The 25454-nt window shown below is 46.7% G+C and carries 24 protein-coding genes; 16 read left to right on the top strand and 8 right to left on the bottom strand.

Annotation, left to right across the window (positions count from 1 at the left end; translation table 11 throughout):
- Positions 1–174 precede the first annotated feature (174 nt).
- The 3 genes from A7D14_RS05390 to A7D14_RS05400 all read right to left on the bottom strand — a co-directional run bounded on the left by A7D14_RS05390 (position 175) and on the right by A7D14_RS05400 (position 2517).
- Entirely contained in the window at positions 175–936 is a 762-nt protein-coding gene (locus tag A7D14_RS05390; RefSeq protein ID WP_067031079.1) for a LytR/AlgR family response regulator transcription factor, read from the bottom strand.
- The gene (locus tag A7D14_RS05395) at positions 933–1967 is read right to left on the bottom strand and encodes a sensor histidine kinase (protein WP_176712367.1); all 1035 of its coding nucleotides are present in this window, start codon (positions 1965–1967) and stop codon (positions 933–935) included. Before A7D14_RS05395 ends, A7D14_RS05390 begins: the two co-directional genes overlap by 4 nt.
- Before the next feature lie 136 nt (positions 1968–2103).
- Positions 2104–2517 (bottom strand): hypothetical protein, encoded by a 414-nt coding sequence (locus A7D14_RS05400; RefSeq protein WP_141673227.1) that lies wholly within the window; start codon positions 2515–2517, stop codon positions 2104–2106.
- Positions 2518–2793: 276 nt separating this feature from the next.
- On the opposite strand from A7D14_RS05400, the gene A7D14_RS05405 reads away from it, so the two are divergent.
- On the top strand, positions 2794–4383 hold the full coding sequence (locus tag A7D14_RS05405; protein WP_067031087.1) for an FMN-binding glutamate synthase family protein: 1590 nt from the start codon (positions 2794–2796) through the stop codon (positions 4381–4383).
- A gap of 634 nt (positions 4384–5017) precedes the next feature.
- Here the strand turns inward: A7D14_RS05405 and A7D14_RS05410 are convergent.
- Entirely contained in the window at positions 5018–5776 is a 759-nt protein-coding gene (locus A7D14_RS05410; protein ID WP_067031184.1) for an SOS response-associated peptidase, read from the bottom strand.
- A 118-nt stretch (positions 5777–5894) separates the two neighbouring features.
- On the opposite strand from A7D14_RS05410, the gene dinB reads away from it, so the two are divergent.
- Together dinB and A7D14_RS05420 are read left to right on the top strand one after the other, a co-directional pair.
- On the top strand, positions 5895–7109 hold the full coding sequence (dinB, locus tag A7D14_RS05415) for a DNA polymerase IV (RefSeq protein ID WP_067031090.1): 1215 nt from the start codon (positions 5895–5897) through the stop codon (positions 7107–7109).
- A 1-nt stretch (position 7110) separates the two neighbouring features.
- Positions 7111–10092, top strand: a complete 2982-nt coding sequence (locus tag A7D14_RS05420) for a DNA polymerase III subunit alpha (protein ID WP_067031093.1) — start codon at positions 7111–7113, stop codon at positions 10090–10092.
- 174 nt (positions 10093–10266) lie between these two features.
- On the opposite strand, the gene A7D14_RS05425 is transcribed toward A7D14_RS05420, so the two are convergent.
- From A7D14_RS05425 to A7D14_RS05440, 3 genes are all read right to left on the bottom strand, one after another.
- A complete protein-coding gene (locus tag A7D14_RS05425) occupies positions 10267–10752 on the bottom strand; it encodes a hypothetical protein (RefSeq protein WP_067031096.1) in 486 nt (161 codons plus the stop codon).
- Positions 10753–10855: 103 nt separating this feature from the next.
- Positions 10856–11251 (bottom strand): hypothetical protein, encoded by a 396-nt coding sequence (locus A7D14_RS05430; RefSeq protein ID WP_141673229.1) that lies wholly within the window; start codon positions 11249–11251, stop codon positions 10856–10858.
- Between the two features lie 193 nt (positions 11252–11444).
- A complete protein-coding gene (locus A7D14_RS05440) occupies positions 11445–11672 on the bottom strand; it encodes a hypothetical protein (RefSeq protein ID WP_067031103.1) in 228 nt (75 codons plus the stop codon).
- Between the two features lie 212 nt (positions 11673–11884).
- On the opposite strand from A7D14_RS05440, the gene A7D14_RS05445 reads away from it, so the two are divergent.
- The 7 genes from A7D14_RS05445 to A7D14_RS05475 all read left to right on the top strand — a co-directional run bounded on the left by A7D14_RS05445 (position 11885) and on the right by A7D14_RS05475 (position 16143).
- Entirely contained in the window at positions 11885–12238 is a 354-nt protein-coding gene (locus A7D14_RS05445) for a single-stranded DNA-binding protein (protein WP_067031187.1), read from the top strand.
- Positions 12239–12300: 62 nt separating this feature from the next.
- Positions 12301–12750 (top strand): JAB domain-containing protein, encoded by a 450-nt coding sequence (locus A7D14_RS05450; protein WP_067031105.1) that lies wholly within the window; start codon positions 12301–12303, stop codon positions 12748–12750.
- Positions 12751–12891: 141 nt separating this feature from the next.
- Positions 12892–13047: a hypothetical protein gene (locus A7D14_RS05455; protein WP_255307394.1), complete on the top strand. Its 156-nt coding sequence runs from the start codon at positions 12892–12894 to the stop codon at positions 13045–13047.
- A gap of 214 nt (positions 13048–13261) precedes the next feature.
- Entirely contained in the window at positions 13262–13492 is a 231-nt protein-coding gene (locus A7D14_RS05460; protein ID WP_141673231.1) for a hypothetical protein, read from the top strand.
- 24 nt (positions 13493–13516) lie between these two features.
- A complete protein-coding gene (locus A7D14_RS05465) occupies positions 13517–14101 on the top strand; it encodes a BfmA/BtgA family mobilization protein (protein ID WP_067031111.1) in 585 nt (194 codons plus the stop codon).
- Positions 14102–14103: 2 nt separating this feature from the next.
- Positions 14104–14433: a DUF5712 family protein gene (locus A7D14_RS05470; RefSeq protein WP_067031114.1), complete on the top strand. Its 330-nt coding sequence runs from the start codon at positions 14104–14106 to the stop codon at positions 14431–14433.
- Positions 14434–14862: 429 nt separating this feature from the next.
- Positions 14863–16143, top strand: a complete 1281-nt coding sequence (locus tag A7D14_RS05475; protein ID WP_067031117.1) for an NAD(P)/FAD-dependent oxidoreductase — start codon at positions 14863–14865, stop codon at positions 16141–16143.
- Positions 16144–16232: 89 nt separating this feature from the next.
- On the opposite strand, the gene A7D14_RS05480 is transcribed toward A7D14_RS05475, so the two are convergent.
- Positions 16233–17501, bottom strand: a complete 1269-nt coding sequence (locus A7D14_RS05480; protein ID WP_067031120.1) for a chloride channel protein — start codon at positions 17499–17501, stop codon at positions 16233–16235.
- Positions 17502–17783: 282 nt separating this feature from the next.
- On the opposite strand from A7D14_RS05480, the gene A7D14_RS05485 reads away from it, so the two are divergent.
- From A7D14_RS05485 to A7D14_RS05510, 6 genes are all read left to right on the top strand, one after another.
- Positions 17784–18761, top strand: a complete 978-nt coding sequence (locus A7D14_RS05485) for a LysR family transcriptional regulator (protein ID WP_255307395.1) — start codon at positions 17784–17786, stop codon at positions 18759–18761.
- Between the two features lie 35 nt (positions 18762–18796).
- Positions 18797–19432, top strand: coding sequence for a peroxiredoxin (locus tag A7D14_RS05490; RefSeq protein ID WP_067031123.1), 636 nt, complete (start codon positions 18797–18799; stop codon positions 19430–19432).
- Positions 19429–21222: an assimilatory sulfite reductase (NADPH) flavoprotein subunit gene (locus tag A7D14_RS05495; RefSeq protein ID WP_067031126.1), complete on the top strand. Its 1794-nt coding sequence runs from the start codon at positions 19429–19431 to the stop codon at positions 21220–21222. The genes A7D14_RS05490 and A7D14_RS05495 overlap by 4 nt, the downstream gene beginning before the upstream one ends.
- 13 nt (positions 21223–21235) lie before the next feature.
- On the top strand, positions 21236–22900 hold the full coding sequence (locus A7D14_RS05500; protein WP_067031194.1) for an NADPH-dependent assimilatory sulfite reductase hemoprotein subunit: 1665 nt from the start codon (positions 21236–21238) through the stop codon (positions 22898–22900).
- Positions 22901–22918: 18 nt separating this feature from the next.
- A complete protein-coding gene (locus A7D14_RS05505) occupies positions 22919–24070 on the top strand; it encodes a trans-sulfuration enzyme family protein (protein ID WP_067031129.1) in 1152 nt (383 codons plus the stop codon).
- 90 nt (positions 24071–24160) lie between these two features.
- Positions 24161–25450, top strand: a complete 1290-nt coding sequence (locus A7D14_RS05510) for an O-acetylhomoserine aminocarboxypropyltransferase/cysteine synthase family protein (protein WP_067031197.1) — start codon at positions 24161–24163, stop codon at positions 25448–25450.
- Positions 25451–25454 lie beyond the last annotated feature (4 nt).

Genomic DNA, 25454 nt, shown 5'->3' on the forward strand with positions numbered 1-25454 from the left:
ACTTGTGATCCGATTGCGCATATCGGTTCGGGAGCCATTTGATATTGTTAAATCCTTTGGTGTTTTTCTTTTCGATTGTTTAAAAGATTCCAGAGGGCATGCGAATAGCTGATAGGTAGGCGAAGCTTGGGCTTGGTCCAAAAGGACAGGCGACCTTTGGGAGGGAGCCGTGAATCAAGAACCCACCCATGTTTTAAATCCGATTGCCTTCGCCTTGCTTACTACAATCCGCTTATCACAAACAGGATTCACAACAACAATGAGCTTGCCGTTGAAGTATTGTTTGATGTTCACAATGGCCTCACGGTTTATGATGAACTGCCTACTTGCCCTATAAAAGAGTTCGGGATCCAATTCCTCCTCGATGTCTTCCAGGTTACTGTCCATACTGTACGATTTATTATCGAAAGTAATCCCTTTTACAATTCCCGTGTCAATTCTGAAATATGCTATTTTTTCGATTTTAAGGGGGATCATTTCGTCACGGTTGTGGACCAAAAAAGTAGATCGATATGTCTTGGTCTTCCTGCCGACCAAATCAATCAGGTCTTTTATTTGGTGGTCGGTGATCCCTTTCTGTTTGTTCTGCACCTTGAACTGTTCCAATGCATCCGAAAGCTCGTCCCTGTCTATAGGTTTTAACAAATAATCGATACTGTTGAACTTGAATGCTTTCAAGGCATATTTGTTATAGGCAGTTGTGAAAATTACGGGGACATTTAGGGTTACCCTATCAAAAATTTCGAACGAGACACCATCGGCAAGATGGATGTCCATGAAGATCAATTCCAGATCATGGGGCTTTGAAAAATATTCCACCGAAGATTTTACCGAATCAAGTACTTTAAGAATTTCAATATCATCATCTATGGCGTGTAGCAGATAGGCAAGATTATCGCTTGCTGCCAATTCGTCTTCTACGATTACTACCTTCATGCTGCTGTTTTTACAGGGAGTTCCACACTAAAGATATTGTTTTCGGTGCGTACGGTGATTTCTTTGTGGCAGACAAGAATGTACCTTTTCTTAAGGTTCAAGAGTCCATGTTTGGTGCCTTCGCCAATAGTGGTGCGCGGTCTCATGATGTTTTCAACGAATATCGAGCCTTCCTTTGAATAAATTTTCACTTCCAAAGGATTTGTTTCCGAGATCTCGTTGTGCTTTACCGCATTTTCGACCAACAATTGCAGGGCCAATGGCGGAATCTCCTCTTGTAGAAATATATCCTCTATTTGTATATCGATGCTGAAGCGGTCACGGTACCTTGTGCGAATCAGATAGGTATAGCTTTCCAGAAACTTAAGTTCTTCCCTAAGGCTTACAAGATCGCTTTCACCGCTCTTTAAAATATAACGGTACATAAAGGATAACTTCCGAACGAATTGTGTGGCCTTTTCGTTATCGCGGATAAGTGAAGTCAACGAATTGAGGGAGTTGAACAAAAAGTGCGGATCGATTTGGTTTTTCAAAGCCATTAGTTCGTTCTGGAGGCTCTGTTGTTTAAGATGTTCGTTCTCGATCCTACTTTCTTGCTTGTCGGCCTGCAGGCGTAGGATCCTTCCAATAAAGAACAGTGCGATCAACAAATTACCAAAGGTAAAGTTTAAAAAGCCTTTGTCCCTGGTCGTCATTTCTGTGCCCAATAGAATTGGATATAGAACCTTGAACATGGTAAGGGCCATCAAAAAGATGGCAATATTTGCCAAGAACAGGACACTTATTCGCACCGGTGTCGACCACTTGAACCTGGCATAGCTTATGTTGGCGTTCAACTCCAAAATGGCCCAGGAGAACAGGAAGATAAAAACAAGACGGTAAGGCAGATCTTTGATCTGTAACCCCGAAAAGTCAAGATTGCCCTGACTGATCATGTCGTATAGGAAGATGGTCTTAGGAAGGGATGCCAATATCGCAAGCAATAGGGCTATCTTGATTATGGTGGCTTGTTTGACATGTTTTAAGGCCATGGAAATCATTGTTGTTCGGAACGATTCAAATTTACGGCAATTTTAGCTTGAAGGTTTACCGGGTCTTGGCCCTCAGGTCAAAAAAGCCTTCAATGTACATTGAAGGCCTTGGATGGATTTGACCATTTTTATATTCTTATTTAGCAAGGGCGTTGAAACCTTTAGGGAGATACTTTTGGATATCAAAATCCAACTCTATGTTTTCCTCCATTTCCACTACCTCTATTTCGTCGATGTCGAACACCATTCCTTTGTAGGGGTTAAACCCTTCAGGCAAATAGGGGGCGGTATCAAAGCCAAGATGGATTTCCACTTCTTCTTCGATAAATGGAATCCTGTCCACAACGGTCCCCATACCCGCGTAGGGGTCAAAACCTTCGGGCAGGTACAGCGCAGTGTCAAAACCAAGATGGATTTCTTCTTCTGTTTCGATGAAGGTTATATCTTGCATCGATAGGGTGGTGCATCCCTTGTTGCATTCGGATTTACCTACATGTGCCATTAACGTCGTGGACAAGAGTACCAAACTTAGAAATGCTGTTGTTTTCATGATTTTATTTTTTGTTTAATTATTTCTGATTTCGTTGGCAAAGGTAAAAATGTAACATTCTTTAAATCAGTAATTTAAAGTGAAACATCCAAAAAGATAGGTGAAATGACCTTATTGGGAAGTGAAATTGGCACGGGTATCAAAATGGTTAAAGCAAACCATACAAAGTCAGGTTCACCCCACTGCAATTAACTTTAATACTTCCTTACTATGTGAAACACATTAACTTTCTTGTCTATCCAGTCTATTCATATCTTTGATGCAAACAAAAAAACAATGAAAGTCCGTGAACTGTTTATTCTTGTCTCGAGTTTGGTTGTTATTGTCATCGTAGGTACCGCACTTTTTTGGCCTCCTATTTTATGGATATTCATATTCGTGGCCCCCTTGATTGTGATGGGTATCTTTGATATTGTCCAAAAGAACCATACCATTCGACGCAACTTTCCTTTGATTGGCAGGTTCAGATATGTGCTGGAGTCCATACGACCCGAAATACAGCAGTATTTTGTGGAGACCGATACCGAGGGAAGGCCGCTCAATCGTATTTTGAGGTCATTGGTATATCGAAGGGCCAAGGGCACGACCGATACGGAACCATTTGGTACACAAATGGATCTATACCACTCAGGGTATGAATGGATGGAACATTCGATGTACGCCAAGCATAATCCCAAGGATATAGGGGAGTTTCCTAGGTTATTGATCGGGGGCAAGGATTGCAAACAACCTTATGCCTCAAGTCTGTTGAATATTTCGGCGATGAGTTTCGGTTCATTGAGCGATCGTGCGATCATGGCAATGAACAAAGGTGCCAAGATGGCGAATTTTGCCCACAACACTGGTGAGGGGGGTATCAGCGATTATCATCTGAAATATGGTGGCGACCTGATTTGGCAGATCGGTACGGGTTATTTTGGTTGTAGAAACGATGATGGTACTTTTAATGAAGAAACATTTCGGGAAAATGCCCTGAAGCCGGAAGTAAAAATGATCGAGATTAAACTCTCACAAGGAGCAAAACCTGGGCACGGCGGCATATTGCCCGCAATAAAAAATACAGATGAAATAGCAAGGGTTAGGCATATTGAACCAGGTATCGCCGTACATTCACCTCCTTCGCATTCCGCTTTTTCAGACCCGATACAATTTATGTATTTTATCAAAAAACTGCGCGACCTCTCCGAAGGAAAACCGATTGGGTTTAAACTGTGCATCGGTAGAAAGCAAGAATTTATGGATTTCTGCGAAGCAATGATATATACGGGCATAACACCAGATTTTATTACAGTCGATGGTGGTGAAGGCGGTACGGGCGCAGCTCCAGTCGAATTTTCCAACACCATGGGAATGCCCTTGCGTGAGGGACTGGTTTTTGTGCACGATGTTTTGGTCGGCTTTGGATTGCGGAAAGAGATAAAAGTGATCGTTGCGGGCAAAATCATTTCCGGCTTCCATATGGCCAGGGCAATAGCACTAGGTGCCGATGGCTGCAACAGCGCTCGTGCCATGATGTTGGCGGTTGGGTGTATTCAGGCCTTGCAGTGCAATATGAATACTTGTCCAACAGGCGTGGCCACACAGAACAGGTCTTTGGTAAAAGGGTTGGTGGTGGAAGACAAGGCTGAACGCGTAAAAAAATATCATGAAGCCACCATTCATAGTTTATTGGAACTAGTGGCCGCAGCAGGTCTTAATGGTCCCGATGAACTCGATCGTTCCTATATCAGTAAGCGGGTTGGCTTGTACAATGTACAGACCTACGAAGAAATTTACCCTTATACGAAAGAAGGGTGTCTGTTGGATATTGCGGACATCCCAGAAAACTATAAACGGTATTTTCAATTAACGAGGATTATGAAATAAGATCTTTTTAAGAAGTATGAGACCTTCAAATAGGCTCTTAAGCATTCAAGATGTCCAATTGCTTCAGTACCTGTTCTAGTGTTGTACGTATCGTTTCGTGCTCATCATTACTATTGGCATCTACCTCCTGAACATTAATTTTTATTCCAGTACTATTTTCTGTGCATTTCACAATTTTATTCTTTAAATCACTTTATCACGAATTTTTTGGGATTATAATTTAACATTTTTATGAGTAGTTGGTATCAACTCATATCTTTACTTCCGAAGGGTCTTCAAGTACTTATGCCGATCAGAAGATTTGGATCTTTGGGAAATGTCGACCCTTCCCCGAGCGACCAAGGAGAATTGTTATGGGCAGATGATAAAGAGCAATCCATTGCCGTTGTACCTTGAGCCTTGGTGTATTTTCAATCGGAATGGTGGAACAATAAACCCTTAAAAGCAATAAGGAAACCGTCCAGATGGATTTTGATGTGCCCTTCCTTTGCAAACCCTTCTTGTGGATTTGCCTAGGAAGACCACAAATCCGTCCGTCCGCCCAACAAATTTTAAGGGATCCATAATAAAAGAAGCCCTTTTTTAATTGTGCTGCATACATAAGAGGCAGACAAATGCCTCTTTTTTTTAATGATTATCCAAAGGAAATGGACACCTCTTCGTAGTCCACTTTATCAATAATCCCGGAATAATTGGAATCGATGGTCCTGCTGTACAGGTCCTTGGTGACGGGATAGGCTTTCAGATCCTCTTCCCAGAGGTCGTCATCGATGAGATCTTGAACGTCCGATTCATTGTTGCCGTTATGTAACCAAGCATCTAAATTTTCGTCGTCGATGATCACGGGACGTCGTTTCTTTTCATTGTGGATCTCGGCGAACATGGGGGTGGCGTCCTTGGTGAGCACGGCAAAGGTCCTCCGTCCATCAGCAGTGTTGGTATAGATGCCCGCTAGGTATAGTGGGTCACCGTTCTTTCTATGGAAGTAAAAAGGCACCTTGAAATCCTTGCCCTTGACCTTCACTTGGGTGTTGTGGGGCTCAAAGAAACCGTCCACCGGAATGATGCAGCGTTGGTTTTCCCAACAATAGCGGTACATGAAGTGGTCAAAGAGGTTTTCCGATTTGGCATTCAGCCCCCCAAAGGTCTTCGGGTTCTTGAAATACTCCATATAGTTTTCCTGCCTTTCCTTGGGGGGCATGATGCCCCACATGGCAGGGAGCAGGTTGTTGGGCTCTTCTTGCCCCAAGGTCCACATCACCGGATGGCTCCAGCCGTTGGCATGGAAATAAATAAGCTCCAAGTCGGTATCGATGTCACCGTACATGGCCTTGACGGATAGCAGTTTTTCCAGCTCCTTCCGTTCCCGGGTCTGTCTGGTCGAGTAGCACATCTTGAGGTTGGATTTTGCAACTATAAGATAGGCAAAATTGTTAAAGTTTTGAAACCGATCCCCGCTTTCTGTAATTTTGGATATATTCCAAACAATAGGAAATAATCCAATATATTTTATGAAGCCCACCATCCTCCATCTCGATTTGGATACTTTCTTCGTCTCCTGTGAGCGGCTGTTGGACAGCCGTCTGATGAAGCGGCCCCTCTTGGTCGGTGGGTTGGGGGACAGAGGGGTGGTCGCGGCCTGTAGCTATGAGACACGTCGCTTCGGGGTGCACTCGGGCATGTCCATGAAAGTGGCCCGTAGGTTGTGCCCGGAGGCCACGGTCATCAAGGGCAATGCGGGGACCTATATGAAGTTTTCCGATACTGTGACCGAGATCATCAAGGAGAGCGTCCCGGTCTTTGAAAAGGCCAGTGTGGATGAGTTCTATGCCGACCTCTCCGGGATGGACCGCTTCTTTGGCTGCTACAAATACGCCTCGGAAATGCGGCAACGGATCTTGAGGGAAACGGGATTGCCCATTTCCTTTGGACTGTCCCGGAACAAGGTGGTCTCCAAAGTGGCCACTGGGGAGGCCAAGCCCAACAACCAGATGAAGATCGATCTGGGCCTCGAAAAGGAGTTCTTGGCGCCACTGCATATCCGTAAACTGCCCTCGGTGGGGGAAAAGACCTATGGGCTTTTGTCCAATATGGGTGTGACCACCATCCGGACGGTACAGGAACTGCCTCTGGAACTATTGGAGAGTGCCTTTGGGCTGCACGGACGGACCATCTGGATGCGGGCCCAAGGGCTGGACAATTCTCCCTTGATCCCTTTCCATGAACGGAAGTCCATTTCCACGGAACGTACCTATGGAAAGGATACGACCGATATGGTCAAATTGGAGACCACCTTGTTCGCCATGGCGGAAAACCTGGCCTACCAACTCCGTCGGGCCGACAAGATGACGGGTTGTGTGAGCGTGAAGATCCGGTACAGTGATTTCAAGACCTATACGAAACAGAAACGGATACCCTATACCTCTGCGGACCACATTTTGGTGCCCTTGGTAAAGGAACTATTTACTTCCCTCTATGACCGGAGGATGCTCATCCGACTCGTGGGGGTCAACTACAGCCATATCGTTGGGGGGCATTATCAGATCGACCTGTTCGCCGATGATGAAAAACTGCTGAACCTCTACCAGGCCATGGACCGGGTGCGCAGCCGCTTTGGGGAATCCAGTCTGATGCGGGCCTCGGCCCTGGGGGCCCATAGCATAGGAAGGGGCGGGAACCCCTTTGACGGACAACCACCCATTTTATTGGCCCATAGACAGCAATAATATGTACCTGAACTGCCATACCTACTATTCCCTGAACTACGGGGTGCTCTCCGAAACGGAACTCTTGGAACTGGCCCGTTCCCATGGGGTGGAGGTGCTGGCCCTGACCGATATCAACAACAGTTCGGTGGGCATGAACTTTGTGCGCTTGGCCAATGAGCAGGGGATCCGTCCCATTCTGGGGATTGATTTTAGGAACGGGAACGTGCAGGAGTTTGTGGGCCTGGCCCAAAACAATGAGGGGTTTCGGGAAATCAATGCCTTTCTTTCCGAGCATCTTCATAAGGGAACGCCCATTCCGGCTGTGGCCCCAGTTTTTGAGCATGTCCATATTATCTATCCCTTTGAGAAAATCCAGGAAGAGGAACGGACGGATTTCAGGGCCTATGAGCATATCGGGGTGTCGGTGGAGGAACTCCGGAAACTGCGGTTCTCCCAGTATCGGGATTATACCGACAGATTGGTGCTGTTACAGCCCGTAAGCTTTCGCAGCAAAAAAGATTTCAATACGCATCGCTTGCTTCGGGCCATAGGGTTGAACACCTTGTTGAGCAAACTCCCTCAGTCGGAGGAGGCCAAGCCTACCGATACCCTTCAGCCCATGAAGGAACTGAAAAAAGCTTTGGTTGATTTTCCGCATATCTGGGAGAATACCGAGCGGTTGATGGACTCCTGTACCATTGCCTTTGGGTTTGGAAGTGAGCGGGTTTCCCAGAACCAGTCCCGTTTTTTGGAGTCCAAAGCATTTGATGTGGAGCGGTTGCGGGAATTGGCCCTGGAAGGGTTGCCCCGGCGCTATGCCCATCCTACGGAAAAGGTCAGGGAGCGTATGTTCCGGGAACTTCGGACCATCCAAGAACTGGATTTCGTGTCCTATTTTTTGATCAACCACGATATTGTCTCTTATGCCAAGTCCAAGGGGTACCCTTACGTGGGCAGGGGCAGTGGGGCCAACAGTCTGGTGGCTTACCTGATCGGGATCACCGATGTGGATCCCATTGAACTGGACCTGTATTTCGAACGGTTCATCAATCCCTTTCGGGCTTCGCCCCCTGATTTTGACATTGATTTCTCCACTTGGGACCGTGATGATGTCACGGCCTATATTTTTGAGCGATTCGAGCATGTGGCCCTTTTGGGCACCTACAACACCTTTAAGTACCGGGCCGCCGTTCGGGAACTGGGCAAGGTGTTCGGCCTGCCCACCGAGGAAATCGATAAGCTCAGTGCGGGTCGGTACGAACAGGGTACATTGGACGAACTGGCCCGATTGGTGCTGAAATACGCCACCTATATCCATGGGATGCCCAATTACATCAGTGTGCATTCCTCAGGGATATTGATCTTGAACCGTTCCGAACATTATTATTCGGCCACGACCCTTCCGCCCAAAGGGTTCCCGACGGTACAGTTCGATATGATCATTGCAGAGGATGTAGGGCTGTTCAAGTTTGATATTTTGGGACAACGGGGCTTGGCCAAGATCAAGGAAGCGGTAGAGGTCATTAAGAAAAATCAACCGGATGCCCCCCTTTTGGACATCAAGAGCGTGGAGGCCATGAAGCAGGATGCCAACATCAACCGGCTGTTGAGCGAGGGGAGGGCCATTGGGGCCTATTATGTGGAATCCCCTGCCATGCGGGGGCTGATGAAAAAACTGCGGACCCATGATTACCTTGGTTTGGTGGCGGCCAGTTCCGTGATCCGTCCAGGGGTCTCCTCCTCAGGGATGAAGGACGAATACATCCGTATGGAAAGGGAACCGCAGCGGCGTAAGGAGGCCAATCCCATCCTTTTGGAGATCATGCCCGAGACCCATGGGATCATGGTCTACCAAGAGGATGTACTGAAAGTGGCGCACCTCTTTGCAGGATTGGACCTTGGGGAGGCCGATGTCCTGAGACGGGGGATGAGCGGAAAGTTCCGTTCCCGGGAGGAGTTTCAGGCGGTGAAATTGAAGTTTTTTGAAAACTGCAAGCAAAGGGGGCACGATGCCAGCCTGACCCAAATGGTATGGGAACAGATCGAGAGTTTTGCGGGCTATGCCTTTGCCAAGGGACATTCCGCTTCCTATGCCGTGGAAAGCTACCAGAGCCTGTATCTGAAATGCTATTTCCCCTTGGAGTTCATGGTGGCCGTGCTCAACAATGGGGGTGGGTTCTATGATACCGAACTCTATGTCCATGAGGCCAAGATGTGGGGAGGCATCATCCATCCGCCCTGTATCAACCGCAGTGGCCATGTCAATGCCATTTATGGGAAGCACATCTATCTGGGACTGGGACAGCTCAAAAGCTTGGAACGTCTGGTCATCCAACGCATTTTGAACGAAAGGCAGCTTTATGGCAAGTTCAGGGACTTTGATGATTTTATAGACCGTGTCCCGATTGCCATCGAACAGTTGACCATTCTGGTGCGCATCGATGCCTTTCGTGTCTTTGGAGTGCCCAAGAAGCAGCTGCTCTGGCAGGCCGTGTTCAAGACCAAGGCCCATCGAAAGGATACGGTGCAGAAACTGCTGTTCAAGCCCAACCACAGGCATTTTACATTGCCGCATCTACCTTCCCATCCCATTGAGGATGCCTATGACCAATTGGAGCTTTTGGGCTTTCCGCTATGCGGGTATTATGAGCTCATGGACAGTAAAGTGAAAAGCCGGTTGGTCGCCAGTGATTTTGAGGACCATGTCAACCAGAAAATTTGGATCTATGGCTCCATGGTCCATACCCGATTGAACACCACCACCAAAGGGGACACCATGCGCTTTACCACCATGCTCGATCTTAAAGGTCACTTTTTTGACTGTGTCCACTTTCCCCAAACAATGGCATCCACACACATTCATGGAAAGGGCATCTATCTGTGCCACGGAACGGTGACCGAAGAGTTCGGGCATTTCAGTCTGGAGGTGATCTCGACCCTCAAACAACCTTTAAAACCTGACCCGAGGCAGGTGGGAACTGGAGCATTGATGGCCAAATAAAAGCGTATAGGAATTTATTCCGATCAATACTGCCCACCTTTATAAAAGGAAGAAGTAGGGTTTTCAAGGAGTCTATTTGATGCTGACTTAAGCTGTCCATGTTTTGAATTGAGATAACTTAAATACGGAAGGCCCCAGAATTTTCCCAGGACCTTTTTAACTTACAAAACCTGCCTAGTTTGGATAGAACTCCATGGCCTGCTTAATATTGGTCTCCCATTGCCTTATCAAGGACAGTTCCCCATTGGGCTGGAAATGTTCATCCGTATCAAAGAAAACTAGAGTGCAAGGGGTACTTTCCTTGTCAAGAAAGGTAATGACCAGCTCTAATTTTTGGAGTATAGCTTCTGATCCTGCCCCTTGTTTGCTCTCAAGAATCTTACAATTCTTGATTGTGTTGATCGGGATACATATGGAAATGGGTTGTCCATTTTTAAGGTTCTTGTAGAAAAAGACATAGTTTTTGGCACTTGAGAGCCCTATGGCAAACTCCATTCCGAAATCATGAATGCCTAAATGGCTTTGTTGGGTTGTGGCAATGGTATTCAATCCATTCAACAATTCCTTTTGTTTTTTCTTTCGATTATTTGCCGTTGCAATAAACGGCATGGCACATAGGGCGATGACAGTCGCGCCAATGGCAATTACTCCTAATTCCATGGTTTAATTTATTTAATGATGTAATACAATTTTTGGCAAAACTTGCCGGATGCTTAATGGATAGGCATCGAGAGTTTTGTGGATGCCCAATGGAATGGAGGAGTCAAAGGAAAAAGTGGAAGGGATAGAGGAGTTTGGCTATCTGTTGTGCTACCCTATTATTGGTTTTATCAGCAAAGGACAACAGTTTATGGGTTCCCGAAGAAAAGCAAACATCCTGTAACCAAGCTAGAGTCGGTGTGAAAGGGAAAATGTCTTTCGTTGAGGGTCGTGATTCCGATACCGCCCTGGAATAGTGGTCCGGTGCCAAGTGAACGGAACCATCCGTCCGACCATTCAATTGGAACCATGCGAATCCCTTTTCGGTCTTTTCCTCCGTCTCCAACTGCGGTGACCAATAGCCCAAAGCCATAGTCCAAACATAGAGGAGGGCCAGGGAAATAAGGGTAGTTATGGTTTTAATGCGTTTCAATCGGTCTTCGATAGGGATAAAATGCAAAAGTACACTTTTTTGTGAAGTATGTGCTCAAAATAGGGACCAAGGGGTACCAAAAATGATGTATAAGTATTCCTCCAATAGTGAAGTCGTCCAAACGGATTTTTGGTGCGCCCTTCCTTTGCAAACCCTTCTTGGGGCTTTGCCGTGCAAGGCCGCAAATCCGTCCGTCCGCCCATCAAATTTTAAGGGGTCCTTAATAAAAGAAGCCCTGGTTGTTTTTCGGGGCATCGAAAAACGGGGCAGTGCCCAAGGACTTCCCATCAGGACACCATCGCCCGCAGTCGCTTAACTTCCCGTACGCTCCCTTGACAATGGGTCGGATGGAATTCCTAAGGCCCTTATCGAACCTGTCAAGGCCAAGGCAGGTTTTGTCCACAAATAGGGTTTCCACTTCCTTGAAAACCTTGCCTGCCGTAGGCACGACCAAAGGTTTTGCTACGTCGCGGAGCCTCCCGATTTCTGTCCAAAAGCCTTGACAGAACCCCCTTCTTTTATGGTGCTGCGCACGTAAGAAGCAAACAAACGCCCCTTAAAATTTGGGAAACAAAATCCAAAAAAATAGAGGGGAAATTTTTAACCCTGTTTGCTGATCTGTCCATAATGGAGGACGGCAGGCCTTTAAAACTTTTTATCATGAGTACATTGAGAAACAAAGTGCAGTTGATCGGAAACGTGGGACAAGACCCTACCATCACAGACCTTGACAAAGGCAAGCGAGTGGCACGGTTCACCATGGCCACCAACGAACATTACAAGAACTCCGAAGGGGAACGGGTGACCAATACCGAATGGCATACCGTGATCGGTTGGGGCAAGTTGGCCGACATCATCGAAGGATTCGTGACCAAGGGCAAGGAAGTTGCCATCGAAGGGAAATTGACCTCCCGTTCCTATGAGGACAAAGAGGGCAATAAAAAGTATGTGACCGAAGTAGTGGCCAGTGAGATCCTATTGTTGGGCGGTGGTGATAACAATACCACTGAGTAAGATGGATAGGGGTGTCCAGTCTTTGGGCATCCCTTTCTTTTTTCATCATTAAAACATTTGAAATGGAACACCGTGTCAATGAAATACAGATCAGTTATCGGGAAAAACTCAGTACCTTGAAATCCCTGTCCGTGACCAACTCCAACGAGGTGGCGAACCTTTTGTTCCAAAATTGGGACAACAAGACCATAGGCCTGCACGAGACCTTTAAGATCGTGCTGCTCAACCAGTCCAACAAGGTCAAGGGCATTTATCCGCTCTCCCATGGGGGCATCACGGGAACCTTGGTGGATGTGCGCATCCTTTTTGCCATAACCCTAAAGACCCTTTCGGTGGGGATCATCCTCGCCCATAACCACCCCTCTGGGCAGCTAAAGGCCAGTTATCAGGACAAACAATTGACCCAAAAGATCAAAGCGGCGGCCCAGCTCTTTGACATCAAAGTGTTGGATCATATCATCCTTGCCCCTGATGGACGCTACTACAGTTTTGCAGATAATGAGATTCTATAATGCAATAAGCATGGAAGCAGATACAGAGATGACCGAATTTGAGGAATGGTTGGAAGTACAAAACGACCCTAGGTAATATCCCGATGGGTTCGATCCAAGCCTTTATGATCTGTGAACAATGAACTATCCAAAATTTGAATAATGATCTATTTGAACTTTACAAACCTTGATAATGAAACCCAGGAACGATTGCTTTCCGTATCCAAAGAAGATGTGGAAAGCCGTTCCGGGACCGAATTGCACCAATTTGCCCAAGCCCATGATAAGGACTATGAAGCCCTCTTGGGCCTGCCCTGAGCGGAGTCGAAGGGAAGCCATGCGAAATCTATACAATTATGATTTTGTATTCAATATGTAAACCACAAAACACACCATCGAAGCCCATCCATTATGATGGGCTTTTTTTATGGGTTCATGGTTGGTTTTTCTATCTTTAAAGGGTTGGTTTACAACAGAATTTAAGTACGGGTTATGCTTTGATTCGCAGTTGCGAAACGGTTTGACTTTCCTTATGTCCGTACCCATCGATTTGACTTTCAAAGAACAGGCAACTGACCCTTGGGTCATGTTGTGCGATACGATTTTGTCCCTGCGGGACAAATCGGAGAAGCAAGAGGGTAGCACGCTCGCGCGTCCTACCGATCATAGTGGCTCCGCAAGGCCCCTGTTTATGGGGGTTTGGGGTATTTTAAAAAATAGGGCCCTTGGCGTTTTTAGCGTAAAAATGCGCTGGGCCCAATAAAACCAAGGAATTTTTAAGCTAAAAATGGATAAGGGATACGAAAAGGAAGCATTTCGGACCGTGTGCATCAAAATATCGATACTCGCCAAGTTCAAAGGCTTTTCCAAACGGCAAGGGAAATCACATTCCATGACCCTCTTGGCCATGGTGGAGTTTTTTGAGCACAACGGGATCTCACCTGATGAGCGGATGCACGAGACCATCGCCAGTCTCAAATACCTGATCAAACACCGCTTTAATGCCATGATCGCCATCATGCGCAGCATCGAAAAGGAACAGACCCTGCCCACGGTGAGCATGATCCAAGCCCTCTTTGAGCAGGAACTAGAATCCAATGACGATGAATGGGACAGCGATTTTGACTTTATCGAACAGCAATTGACCGAGACCAAGAAACCCTCGCAACCAGAACCCTTTGATGGGGAGGTCACCGTGCCCAAGATCCGTTATGACCGCCTAGTGGAACAAATGGAGGAGCTCAAGGAGGATTTTAAATATGTGTTGGACCATGTGAGCCTGTTCCATAACCGATTCGGAAAGGACCATCTCAAATTGGACCTCAATCCTGAGGCCATTGAAAAATACCGCACAAAACTTAAAAAACCATAAACATGTACATCGCCATCACACGCCAACAACTGGGGGACAATTTTAAGGGCAGTGCTCGGGATTTTGTCAATTATCTCGGAAAGGAGAACGAAGGGAAGGAACCGGAACAGCAGGAAGGGTATTTCAACCAAGAAGAGAACAGCATTGATGCCGAGCGGGTCATTGCAGAGATCGATGCCAATACCGCCAAGCTCAAAAAACGGGAGCCCAAGTTCTATTCCCTGGTGGTGAGTCCCTCCCAAAGGGAACTCCAGCATATCGGAAACGACCCGGAGAAATTACGGCGGTACACCCAGGAGGTCATGAAGAGCACACGGGAACCGAGTGCTTAAGATCATAAAATAGGACACATGCACGGTTATTTGCCTGTTAGAATTTGATAGCTGGCTTCTACACGCTGTAGGAACAATTTAAGGAGAAGTTTAGGATAGGTTATATCATAAACATAACGGCCTTTGACCCATCCTTGAATGGACGGGTTCGTCTTTACCGTGATATTTTGGTTGCCAAAGGGATACGTTCGCGGGAGACCGTTGGGATGACCTATCGTGCAATCCTTATGCTTTCAGTGTACCTGCTTTTTGGCCACCTTAATCGCCTTGATCCTTTTTGCAATGGTAAATAAATTTAGAGCAATGGGAAAACCTATCAGGGCCAGGGCGTCTTCGGAAGGTTGATGGGACCGTGTGTTGGTACGATTATTAAACACGTTTAAGAGAAATGGGACCGGATACCCCTAACTTTGAAGAAAAGTTGATGTTATGGATGGTAAGCAAAGTGTCATTGTCATCGGAGGTGGTTTCGCAGGACTTGAATTGATCAAGGGATTGGGTAACTCCAGAAAATATGAAGTCATATTGGTGGATGTGAACAACTATAATTTTTTTCCTCCGCTGATATATCAGGTTTCTACCGGTTTCATGGAGCCATCCGCTATTAGCTACCCCTTCCGTAGGATCCTCCGAAAAAGGGAAAGTGTCCGCTTTCGGTTGGGCAGTCTGGAAAGGGTCGTGCCCGAAGAGAACAAAGTCATTTTGAGCAATGGGGAGCTGGCCTATGATATTCTGGTGATGGCCACCGGAGCGGAAAGCAATTTTTTTGGCAATAAAAACATTGAAAGGTACAGCCTTCCGATGAAGACCATAAGTGATGCCCTTTCCCTACGGAACACCATATTGGCCCGGTTGGACCGGGCCACCCGTCTCCCCAATATAGAGGACCGAAAACATTTGTTGACCTTTGTGATCGCCGGTGCAGGCCCTACCGGAGTGGAACTGTCAGGGATCTTGGCGGAGATGAGCACCTCCATCTTGAAGAAGGACTATCCTGAACTGGGCCAAGAGGACCTCGGGGGGATATATCTGATCGATGGCCAGGATGCCGTATTGGCCGCCATGTCACCAAAATCCCAGGCCTATACGTTCAAAAAGCTGAAACGGTACGGGGTGGAGATCAAACTGAACACTTTTGTCAAGGACTTTGATAATGAAAAGGTCCAGTTGTCCGATGGGACCGAGATTCGGACCAAAAACCTTATTTGGGCCGCAGGGGTCTCCGCCAAGACCTTTGAGGGGTTCCATAAAGAGAGTTTTGGAAAAGGTAATCGATTAAGAACAAATGCCCATAATAGGGTGGAGGGCTATGATACTATTTATGCCCTCGGGGACTGTGCCCTGGTATCCGGGGATGATGCCTATCCCAACGGGCATCCACAATTGGCACAACCGGCTTTGCAACAAGCGCGGAATCTCGCCAAGAACTTGGAAGGAAAGCATGGAAGTTGGAAGGCTTTCAGGTATAAGGACAAGGGATCTCTGGCCATTATTGGTAGGAATAAAGCGGTATTGGACCTTCCCGGGCAGAACTATTTTGTGAAAGGATTTCCGGCATGGCTCATCTGGATTTTTGTCCATATCATGGGCCTGGTCAATTTTAAGAACAGGACACGGGCATTATTTAATTGGATCGGTTATTATATCTATAGGGACCAATATTTCAGAATGATCATTAAGCCCAAGGAACGGGAAAACAAAAGCTTTTGAGCAATATCCGAAAAGGAATTTTATATGATCCGACCCCGTTCAAGGTAAACCACTTTGGGGAACGTTTCAAAAAATTGGATAGAATGCGCCTATTCCCTTTCCATTTGGGAACCGATAAAAGGAATTCTCGGGGCGAGGAAATAGCCGGTCAGACTGGCGAACAAAATGGGAATGAAATGCCCGAAGCCTGTCAAGGTGGCCAATAATATGGTCGTGCTCATGGGCGTTCTGGTCACACAGGCGTTGATGGCCGCCATGCAGCTCACAATGGCCAAATTGAGCTTGATCTCCGGAAACAGTTGGTGGGCTATCAGGCCCAAGGTCGCCCCCACAAAAAATAAAGGAATGATAAATCCGCCCCTCCAACCCGAAGTGACCGTTACGGAGATGGCGATAATTTTAAAGGCCAAAACCAAAAACAATACGGAAAGGGAGTAATCACTGGTCAATAACCTGCTTATTTCGTGATGACCAAAGTATCGTGTAATGGGAAGATAATAAGCGATGATTCCCAGCATGATCCCACCGATGAGTGTTTTGATATAAATGGGAAGGGGGCGTCTTTCAAACAGGGTCTTGAAAAATTTGGTCACAAAAATGAAGACCCATCCAAAAAAGGCCCCGATCATGGCAAATAGGACAGCATAACCAAAATCAAAAACCCCCGAATATTCATAGGATGAAAGATCCCATATCGGACCGAGCCCCAAATGGATGATCAATGCGAACACCAAATAACTGAAACAACTGGACACAAAGGCGGGAATAATGGCCTTGTAATACTCCACCGCATGTTTGTGGTGGAGAATCTCCAATGCAAATAGACTGCCCCCCAACGGGGCTCCGAACAGTGCAGTAAAACCCGAAGCCATCCCAGCGATACTGAGGGATCTTAGTTCCTCCCCCTTGAGACGGAACAGTTTTCCTATCCAAGTGCCCGTTGAACCTGTCACCTGTACCAAAGGCGCCTCAGGACCTAAACTGCCACCGGATGCCACGCACAATAAGGATGAGAGAATCATGGACGGATTGTTCTTCGGATTGAGCTTTCCCTTGTTGAAACGGATGTTGTTCACGATCAGATGTATCTCACCGGGATCCCCTATGAAATGTATGGTCAAACCGGCCAATAGCCCCGAGATGCCCATTAATGGAATCACCTGCCATCCCGTAAAAAAAGCCAGTTCATGGGTCAGAAACTGTAGGACAATCCAATAGATTCCGGCAGTCATGCCACCGACCAATCCGAGAAAGGCCCATAACAAAAAGGTCCGGCTAAAGACAAATGGGTTAAACCGTACAGGTTGATCCAAGATGTTCAAATACGTCACCAATTTTCTTTTCTGTCTTAACTTCACTTGATGGCTATTTTTTAAGTGGACAGGGTAATCGATTCCCTTGGGCTAAAATAATGGTCTTGCAGTTTATTACCTAGTACTTTCAAAGTTCCATGTGTAAGCAACTCCTTGACCCCTTTGTGCAATATTATCATATTCTCGCCACACCACGATAAACTCCATGGTCGGAAACAGATTCCCTTTTATGTCCAGCTCCCTGGTCCAGCATCCGCATATCAAGAAGACCAGTGGGTTGGGCAAGGCAATCCGTGATCTACCATAAAAATCATCCAACTATATTTTATGGAAACCATTGAATATTTTCATGCAATTTTCAGGGTTTCCCCCTGGATAGGGTTTAATTTTGGGCAGAAGAGTTGTGAAATGGAAATCAGATACTTGAGATTGATAAAGGCGATTGTGGAAGAAGGGGGGATAACCCGCGCCATGGATGTGCTCCATCTGTCCCAAAGTGCCCTGAGCTATCAATTGAAGGAAGCAGAACTCCAAGTTGGCACACAATTGTTTTACCGCCGGAACAAGAAGCTCATTTTGACCCCTGTGGGCAAAAAGCTGTACAACAGTGCGATTAAAATACTTGCCGAGGTGGACAGGACCGATGAGGAGATCAAACGAATGGTCAATGGGGAGAGTGGCGTCATCCGGGTAAGCACGGAATGCTATACCAGTTACCACTGGTTGCCCGCCGTTCTGAAAAAGTTCAATGGCGAGTTCCCGAACGTGAAAATTGAAATTGTCTTTGAGGCCACCCACCACCCAGTCGAGAATTTGGTCTCGGGTAACCTTGATATTGCCATCACCAGTAATCTGGAACAGACCGATCAGGTGGATTTTATAAAACTGTTCTCCGATGAGATGCTGGCCGTGGTGAGCAAGAGCCATCCCTGGGCAAAAAGATCGTTCATCGAGGCCGAGGATTTTCAGGATGTCGACCTGATCATACATTCACTGCCCTTGGAAACGGTATCCATTTTCAGATCGGAACTGATACCCAAGGGCATCAATCCAAAAAAGATTATCGTGCTGCCCCTGACCGAGGCCTCCATTGAATTGGTGAAGGCCAATCTGGGTGTGATCGTTATGGCCAATTGGGCCCTTGCGCCTTATTTGGACCAATCCATCAAGACCATCAAGGTAACCTCCAAAGGATTCCAACGCCAACAATATGTGGCTCGGATGAAGGATAGAAAGTACCCAATGTACTTTGATTACTTTATAAAATTTCTACGCGAGGAGATCAAATTGGATGCCGAGTCTTAACGGCCGGCCCTATTAAAAACAATAAAAACAAAAATATGAGTTTAAAGATAGGAGACACTGCTCCTGATTTCAGTGCGGAAACAACTTTGGGAAATATTAATTTTTATGATTGGACGAATGGACGTTGGGTCATTCTGTATTCACATCCTGCGGATTATACCCCCATTTGTACCACAGAATTGGGCCGCACCGCCCAACTGAAAGATGAATTTGAAAAAAGGAACACCTCGGTGTTGGCCCTTAGTGTGGATGATGTGGAATCCCATAAAGGATGGATAAAGGACATCAATGAAACCGCCAATACCCAAGTGGAATTCCCGATTATAGCAGATTCGGACAAGACCATCGCGAATGCATACCAAATGATCCATGAAAATGCATCAAGTTCCGTTACGGTACGCACCGTGTATTTCATTGGACCCGATAAAAAAATAAAGGCGACCATAACCTATCCAGCATCCACTGGACGAAATTTTACAGAAATCCTGAGGGTTTTGGACTCCCTTCAACTGACCTCCGAATTCAGTGTGGGGACCCCAGTGGATTGGGAAGACGGACAAGAGGTTGTAATATCCCCATCCGTGGGGAATGAGGAGATCCCAGAAAAATTCCCAAAAGGGCACCGTGAAGTGAAACCGTATTTGAGGTATACCCCGCAGCCGAATAAATGAAGAATGGATTGCTAAAAGGAGGTTTGGAAAAAGGTCCTTTTTCCAAAGAACAGCTCACACCCCTGGATACTTCCCTTAAAGGTCTGAATTCAGATCAGTTGCAATGGCTGGCCGGGTTTCTTACCTCATTTTCTGAAATGAAAAGGGAGAATAAGACCGAATCCAAATCCGGTGACCCTGTGTGGGTGCTCTATGGTACCCAAACGGGAAATAGTGAAAGACTTGCAAAGTTGACCGCTGAGCGGTTGGATGGACTGGGAATCGCCAATATGCTGTGCAACATGGGATCCTTTAACCATCGGGAACTCAGAAAAATAAAGCGGTTGTTGGTGATCGTAAGTACCCAAGGCCTTGGAGAGCCACCCATTGAAGCGGAATCATTCCATAATTACCTCCATGGCAAAAGGGCACCATCGCTCAAGCATTTGGAGTATTCGGTCCTAGCTCTTGGAGATAGCAGCTATGCGGATTTTTGCCAGACCGGGAAGGATTTTGACAGGGTCCTTGAACGCCTTGGCGGAAAAAGGCTTTTTGAAAGGGTGGATTGTGATGTTGATTTTGAGGACGGTCACGAAGAGTGGCTCGGAGGCGTTCTCAATGAGGTGTCGCAATCCAATGCCCTTTCCACAGATATCGAAGTAAAAGATACCGTGGGGTCTTTCAAAATTGAACCCAGCGGTTATGATCGGAAAACACCGTATGAGGCGGAGGTCCTGCAAAAAATCAACCTAAATGGGAGAAATTCGTCCAAGGAGACCCTTCACATTGAATTGGATTTGGGAGAGTCCTCCCTACAATACCAGCCCGGGGACGCCCTGGGGGTCTATGCCCATAACCCCGATGAACTCATCGTGGAGGTACTGGGGACATTGGGACTGACCGGTTCGGAACGGATCAAATCCCACCATGGGGAAAAAACACTCCATGAGGCCTTGAAGACGGATTATGAACTGACACCATTGACAGGGGCCAATGTGATCAGGTATGCAAAATTGACCAAAGATCCCCGTTTGGAAAAAATGGTCGATGATAATATGGAACTGATGGAATATCTGCGTGGTAGGGATATTTTGGATATGATCAGAGAGACGCCGTTTAAAATGTCAGCTGAAACATTTATAACGCTCCTGAGAAAGAACAGTTCCCGTTTATATTCGATAGCGTCTTCCAGCGAAGTGTATGGAAATGAAGTCCATATCCTTGTGTCCACCGTCAGGTACGAGGCCCATGGTCGCAGCAGGGGCGGACATTGCTCCACCTATATGGCGGATCGCGTACAGGAAGGAGATCGCATCAGTGTGTTCGTAGAGCACAACAGTAGGTTCAAACCCCCAGTGGAATTGGATGTGCCCATGATCATGGTGGGTGCCGGAACCGGGGTTGCCCCCTATAGATCTTTTATACAACAGCGACAATCGGATACGGCCCATGGTAAGACTTGGTTGTTTTTTGGAGACCGCAACTTCAGTACGGATTTTCTGTACCAGACCGAATGGCTCGAATATTTGAAAAATGGGATACTGGCACGTGCCGACGTAGCCTTTTCCAGGGATCAAGAGGAAAAGGTCTATGTCCAGGATCGATTGATGGAAAAGGGAAAGGAAGTATACCAGTGGTTGGAGGATGGTGCCCATTTCTATGTGTGCGGGGATGCCCAAAAAATGGCCAAGGATGTGAACCATGCCTTGAGGTCCATCATTATGCTGCATGGGGGGATGACCGAAGAAAAAGCCAAGGAGTATATGGATTACCTAAGGGCCGCCGACCGCTATCAAACCGATGTTTATTAATGAAATCTATGCTATGAGAGAGAATTTAGTGGAAAAACTTTCCAAAGAGGAAGGTGTAAAGGAAAATAGTGATTATTTGCGGGGTACCATTGCCAAGGGATTGGGGAATCCACTCACAGGGGCCATTGCCGAGGACGATGCCAAATTACTGAAATTTCATGGTTCCTATCAACAACATGACCGTGACCTTGAAAAAGAACGAAGACAACAGAAACTGGAACCCCTGTATCAATTTATGTTGCGTGTAAGGATTGCGGGAGGGGTCACGACCCCGGAACAGTGGTTGGTCATGGATGAACTTGCCGATCGCTATGGCAATGGTACCCTTAAATTGACCACAAGACAATCCTTTCAGATGCACGGTATCTTAAAGGGAAATCTAAAGCCGACGATCAAGACCATCAATGAGGCCCTGATGACCACCATTGCCACATGCGGGGACGTCAACCGAAATGTGATGTGCAATCCCAATCCCTATCAATCCAAAATACACGGACAGGTATATGGCTTGGCCCAAGAGGTGAGCGATTATTTTCAGCCCAAGACAAAAGCCTATTATGAACTGTGGTTGGACCACAAACGGGAAATCGAGGTTCCCGACCAGGAACCATTGTATAAGAAAACATATTTACCGAGAAAGTTTAAAATAGCCTTCTGTATCCCTCCCCACAATGATGTGGATATCTATGCCAATGACCTGGGTTTTGTGGCCATAGTGGAAGAGGGAAGGTTACAGGGCTTTAATGTCATAGTTGGGGGAGGCATGGGGATGACCTTTGGCGACGACAGCACTTATCCAAGATTGGGTACCCCAATTGGATTTGTTGCTCCCGATCAGGTACTCCCCGTCGCGGAGGCCATTGTGTCCATACAAAGGGACTTTGGGAACCGCGTAAACCGAAAACAGGCCAGGTTCAAGTATACCATCGACAAATATGGGATCGATTGGTTAAAAAATGAACTTCCCCAGCGTTTTGACGGCAAATTGGAAGATACAAAACCCTTCAGATTGACCACCAATGGCGATCAGTACGGTTGGGTAAGGGGAATCGATGGTCATTGGTTCCATACCCTGTTTGTTGAAAATGGAAGGATCAAGGATGCCGAAGGGCATTTCCTGAAAACGGCCATCCGTAAAATAGCAGAACTCGGAATAGGTGATTTGAGACTGACCGGCAACCAAAATTTGATCATTGGCTCCATTCCCGAAAATGACAAGTCCAAAATAGAGGAGGTGTTGAAGGAATACCACGTGCATGAAAAAAAGCACATGACGGGACTGCGTTTGGGTTCCATGGCATGTGTTGCCCTGAATACTTGTGGCTTGGCCTTTGCGGAATCAGAAAGATATCTGCCCTCCCTTTTGGATAAAATCGATGTGCTCTTGCGGGAGAATGATTTGGAGGACAGGGCCATCAATATACGAATGACAGGCTGTCCCAATGGGTGCGCCCGTTCGGCATTGGCGGAGATCGGTTTTATCGGTAGGGCACCGGGAAGGTACAATATGTATTTGGGTGCCAGTCACAATGGGGATCGGTTGAACCGATTATATAGGGAAATGCTCTCTGAAGGGGAGATCCTGGCCGAACTTGCCCAACTTTTAAAAGATTATGCTAAAACCGGACTTCCTTCAGAACACTTTGGCGATTATGTGGTCCGAATGAAAATTGTTTGATTTAATCAGAAAAGATATATGATGGAGACCCTATGCGTGCATCCAATATATGACCTTCAAGGAGGAGGAAATTCCTTGGTTCCAGATATCAGACCATCGACTGCTTATAGGTATTTGGAGTCCGAAACATTGCAATATCCTGGTTTCCACACCACCTATAACCAAATCCGCCTAGGAGAGGTCATGGCCAAGCTCGAACACGGATCATGGGGATTGGCCCTGAGTTCGGGAATGGCCGCTATAACCACCGCCATCCTCGGATTGGTCAAGGAGGGGGACCATATCATATGTACCCGGGAACTATACGGGGGGACCCGAAAGTTTGCCGAACATGAACTGCCAAGAAGGGGAATCGAAGTGAGTTATGTAGGCAGTTCCCCTGTAGAATTGGAAAATGCCATTACCGATAGGACCAAAATCATTTTTATGGAGACCCCTTCCAACCCCTTATTGGATATTTTTCCTTTGAAGGCATTTACAAAAGTGGCCAAGCAGTATGGTTTGACTACTATCGTGGACAATACATTTGCTACCCCGATCAACCAGTTGCCACTTTCACTGGGCGTGGATATCGTGGTTCACTCGGGAACTAAGTTTCTGGGGGGACACAACGACCTCTTTTTTGGAGTACTTGTGGGAAACCGGGACTCCGATCGGGAACCCATTTTTGGGACGGCCAAGTTATACGGGGGTGCACTGGCAGCCCAGGAGTGTTACCAAGCTGAACGGAGTATCAAGACCTTGGCCCTTAGGGTGGAAAGACAAAATACCAATGCCATGGCCGTGGCCCAATTCCTTTATGGGCACCCACTGGTGGAAGCGGTTTACTATCCGGGCCTGGAATCCCATTCGGGGCATAAGGTGGCCAAAACCCAGATGACAGGTTATGGGGGCATTCTTTCCTTTACGTTAAAGGCCACGGACAAACAAGTGGACAATTTTCTCAGGGGCCTTACCATTATTCAGCCAACATTGAGCTTGGGAGGTGTGGAGAGTATAATATGTGCTCCAAGTACCACCTCGCACAGGGATTTGGCACCGGACCAGCGACTGGCTTCGGGGATTACCGGTAATCTTCTGCGGTTGTCCGTCGGCATCGAGGACAGGGAAGATCTAAAAAGGGACCTGGGACAAGCCATGGAGGCTTCGTTGGGCCATCCCAATACATAACCTACAATGAGTAGATAAGAAACAAAAAGAACTGGATTACAGCGTTAGCCATATGATTTACAATTAATATTCATTTATAAAATAATGACCATGAACGATTCCAACATTCAAAAATTTTCCACAAGATCGATACACTCCGGACATGATGTCCAAGCTACTGCGGGTACCAGGGCGGTCCCGATCTATCAATCCACTTCCTATGTGTTCCATGACTGTGACCATGCGGCCAATTTGTTCAATCTATCCGAACCTGGTTATATCTATACAAGACTGAACAATCCCACAACCGATATCTTGGAAAAACGGATGGCAGACCTAGAGGGAGGAATTGGTGCCCTGTGCACTTCCTCGGGAATGTCTGCGATCTCCACAACAATTCTCACCCTTTTGAAATCAGGGGACCACATTGTTGCCTCCAATAGTCTTTACGGCGGAACGTTTAACCTTTTCAATGTGACCCTACCGAGATTCGGGATCAGCACCACATTTGTGGACGCCTCCAATCCGGAAAGCTTTAAAAATGCCACTAGGGTCAATACTAAGGCCTATTTTCTGGAATCCTTGGGCAATCCCAAATTGGATGTTCCGGATATTAAAAAAATAGCGGATGTGGCCAAGGGCCTAGATATCCCGCTTATCGTGGACAACACGGTGGCCACTCCATACTTATTGAGACCTATTGAATATGGGGCCAATATCGTGGTGCATTCGTTGACCAAGTATATCAATGGAAATGGAACTTCCATTGGGGGTATCATAATCGATGCAGGAACGTTCAATTGGAACAATGAAAAATTCCCAGAGTTCAATGAACCTTCTCCTGGATACCATGGACTGGTCTATAATGAGCAAATTGGACAAGCGGCCTTTATTGCCAAGGCCAGGCTGGAAGGGTTAAGGGATTTTGGTGCAGCTTTGAGCCCGTTCAATGCATTTCAGATCCTTCAGGGATTGGAGACCTTGGAGATAAGGGTTAAAAAACATTCCGAGAACAGTCTTGTCTTGGCCAAATGGTTGGAGGCCCAAGAAGAGGTGCAATGGGTCAATTATCCAGGTCTGGAAAGTAGCCCATATTTTGAAGTGGCTTCCGAATACATGCCTAATGGTCAGAGCGGTATTGTCACTTTTGGTGTCAAAGGAGGGTTTGATGCGGCAAAAGTGGTGGTGGACGGGACGAAATTGTTCTCACTTTTGGTCAATATTGGCGATACCAAGTCCTTGATCGTACACCCTGCCAGTACCACGCACCAACAACTTCAAAAAGAAGAGCAGGAACTGGCCGGTGTTACTGAGGATATGATACGGTTGTCTGTTGGTCTTGAAGATGTGGAGGACCTTAAAAAGGATTTAAGACAGGCTTTTGACCTGGTCAACCATTAAAAAC

The organism is Allomuricauda sp. CP2A (assembly GCF_001683915.1).
Classification (GTDB): Bacteria; Bacteroidota; Bacteroidia; order Flavobacteriales; family Flavobacteriaceae; genus Flagellimonas.

Excerpts from the sequence above, each read along its gene's own strand:
- A7D14_RS05410 (WP_067031184.1), bottom strand. The coding sequence starts at position 5,776 with ATGTGCTACTCGACCAGACAGACCCGGGAACGGAAGGAGCTGGAAAAA.
- A7D14_RS05390 (WP_067031079.1), bottom strand. The coding sequence starts at position 936 with ATGAAGGTAGTAATCGTAGAAGACGAATTGGCAGCAAGCGATAATCTT.
- A7D14_RS05450 (WP_067031105.1), top strand. The coding sequence starts at position 12,301 with ATGGAACACCGTGTCAATGAAATACAGATCAGTTATCGGGAAAAACTC.
- A7D14_RS05445 (WP_067031187.1), top strand. The coding sequence starts at position 11,885 with ATGAGTACATTGAGAAACAAAGTGCAGTTGATCGGAAACGTGGGACAA.
- A7D14_RS05505 (WP_067031129.1), top strand. The coding sequence starts at position 22,919 with ATGATGGAGACCCTATGCGTGCATCCAATATATGACCTTCAAGGAGGA.
- A7D14_RS05500 (WP_067031194.1), top strand. The coding sequence starts at position 21,236 with ATGAGAGAGAATTTAGTGGAAAAACTTTCCAAAGAGGAAGGTGTAAAG.
- A7D14_RS05395 (WP_176712367.1), bottom strand. The coding sequence starts at position 1,967 with ATGGCCTTAAAACATGTCAAACAAGCCACCATAATCAAGATAGCCCTA.
- A7D14_RS05510 (WP_067031197.1), top strand. The coding sequence starts at position 24,161 with ATGAACGATTCCAACATTCAAAAATTTTCCACAAGATCGATACACTCC.
- A7D14_RS05465 (WP_067031111.1), top strand. The coding sequence starts at position 13,517 with ATGGATAAGGGATACGAAAAGGAAGCATTTCGGACCGTGTGCATCAAA.
- A7D14_RS05470 (WP_067031114.1), top strand. The coding sequence starts at position 14,104 with ATGTACATCGCCATCACACGCCAACAACTGGGGGACAATTTTAAGGGC.
- A7D14_RS05455 (WP_255307394.1), top strand. The coding sequence starts at position 12,892 with ATGATCTATTTGAACTTTACAAACCTTGATAATGAAACCCAGGAACGA.
- dinB (WP_067031090.1), top strand. The coding sequence starts at position 5,895 with ATGAAGCCCACCATCCTCCATCTCGATTTGGATACTTTCTTCGTCTCC.
- A7D14_RS05495 (WP_067031126.1), top strand. The coding sequence starts at position 19,429 with ATGAAGAATGGATTGCTAAAAGGAGGTTTGGAAAAAGGTCCTTTTTCC.
- A7D14_RS05475 (WP_067031117.1), top strand. The coding sequence starts at position 14,863 with ATGGATGGTAAGCAAAGTGTCATTGTCATCGGAGGTGGTTTCGCAGGA.
- A7D14_RS05400 (WP_141673227.1), bottom strand. The coding sequence starts at position 2,517 with ATGAAAACAACAGCATTTCTAAGTTTGGTACTCTTGTCCACGACGTTA.
- A7D14_RS05485 (WP_255307395.1), top strand. The coding sequence starts at position 17,784 with ATGGAAACCATTGAATATTTTCATGCAATTTTCAGGGTTTCCCCCTGG.
- A7D14_RS05405 (WP_067031087.1), top strand. The coding sequence starts at position 2,794 with ATGAAAGTCCGTGAACTGTTTATTCTTGTCTCGAGTTTGGTTGTTATT.
- A7D14_RS05490 (WP_067031123.1), top strand. The coding sequence starts at position 18,797 with ATGAGTTTAAAGATAGGAGACACTGCTCCTGATTTCAGTGCGGAAACA.
- A7D14_RS05420 (WP_067031093.1), top strand. The coding sequence starts at position 7,111 with ATGTACCTGAACTGCCATACCTACTATTCCCTGAACTACGGGGTGCTC.
- A7D14_RS05425 (WP_067031096.1), bottom strand. The coding sequence starts at position 10,752 with ATGGAATTAGGAGTAATTGCCATTGGCGCGACTGTCATCGCCCTATGT.
- A7D14_RS05460 (WP_141673231.1), top strand. The coding sequence starts at position 13,262 with ATGTCCGTACCCATCGATTTGACTTTCAAAGAACAGGCAACTGACCCT.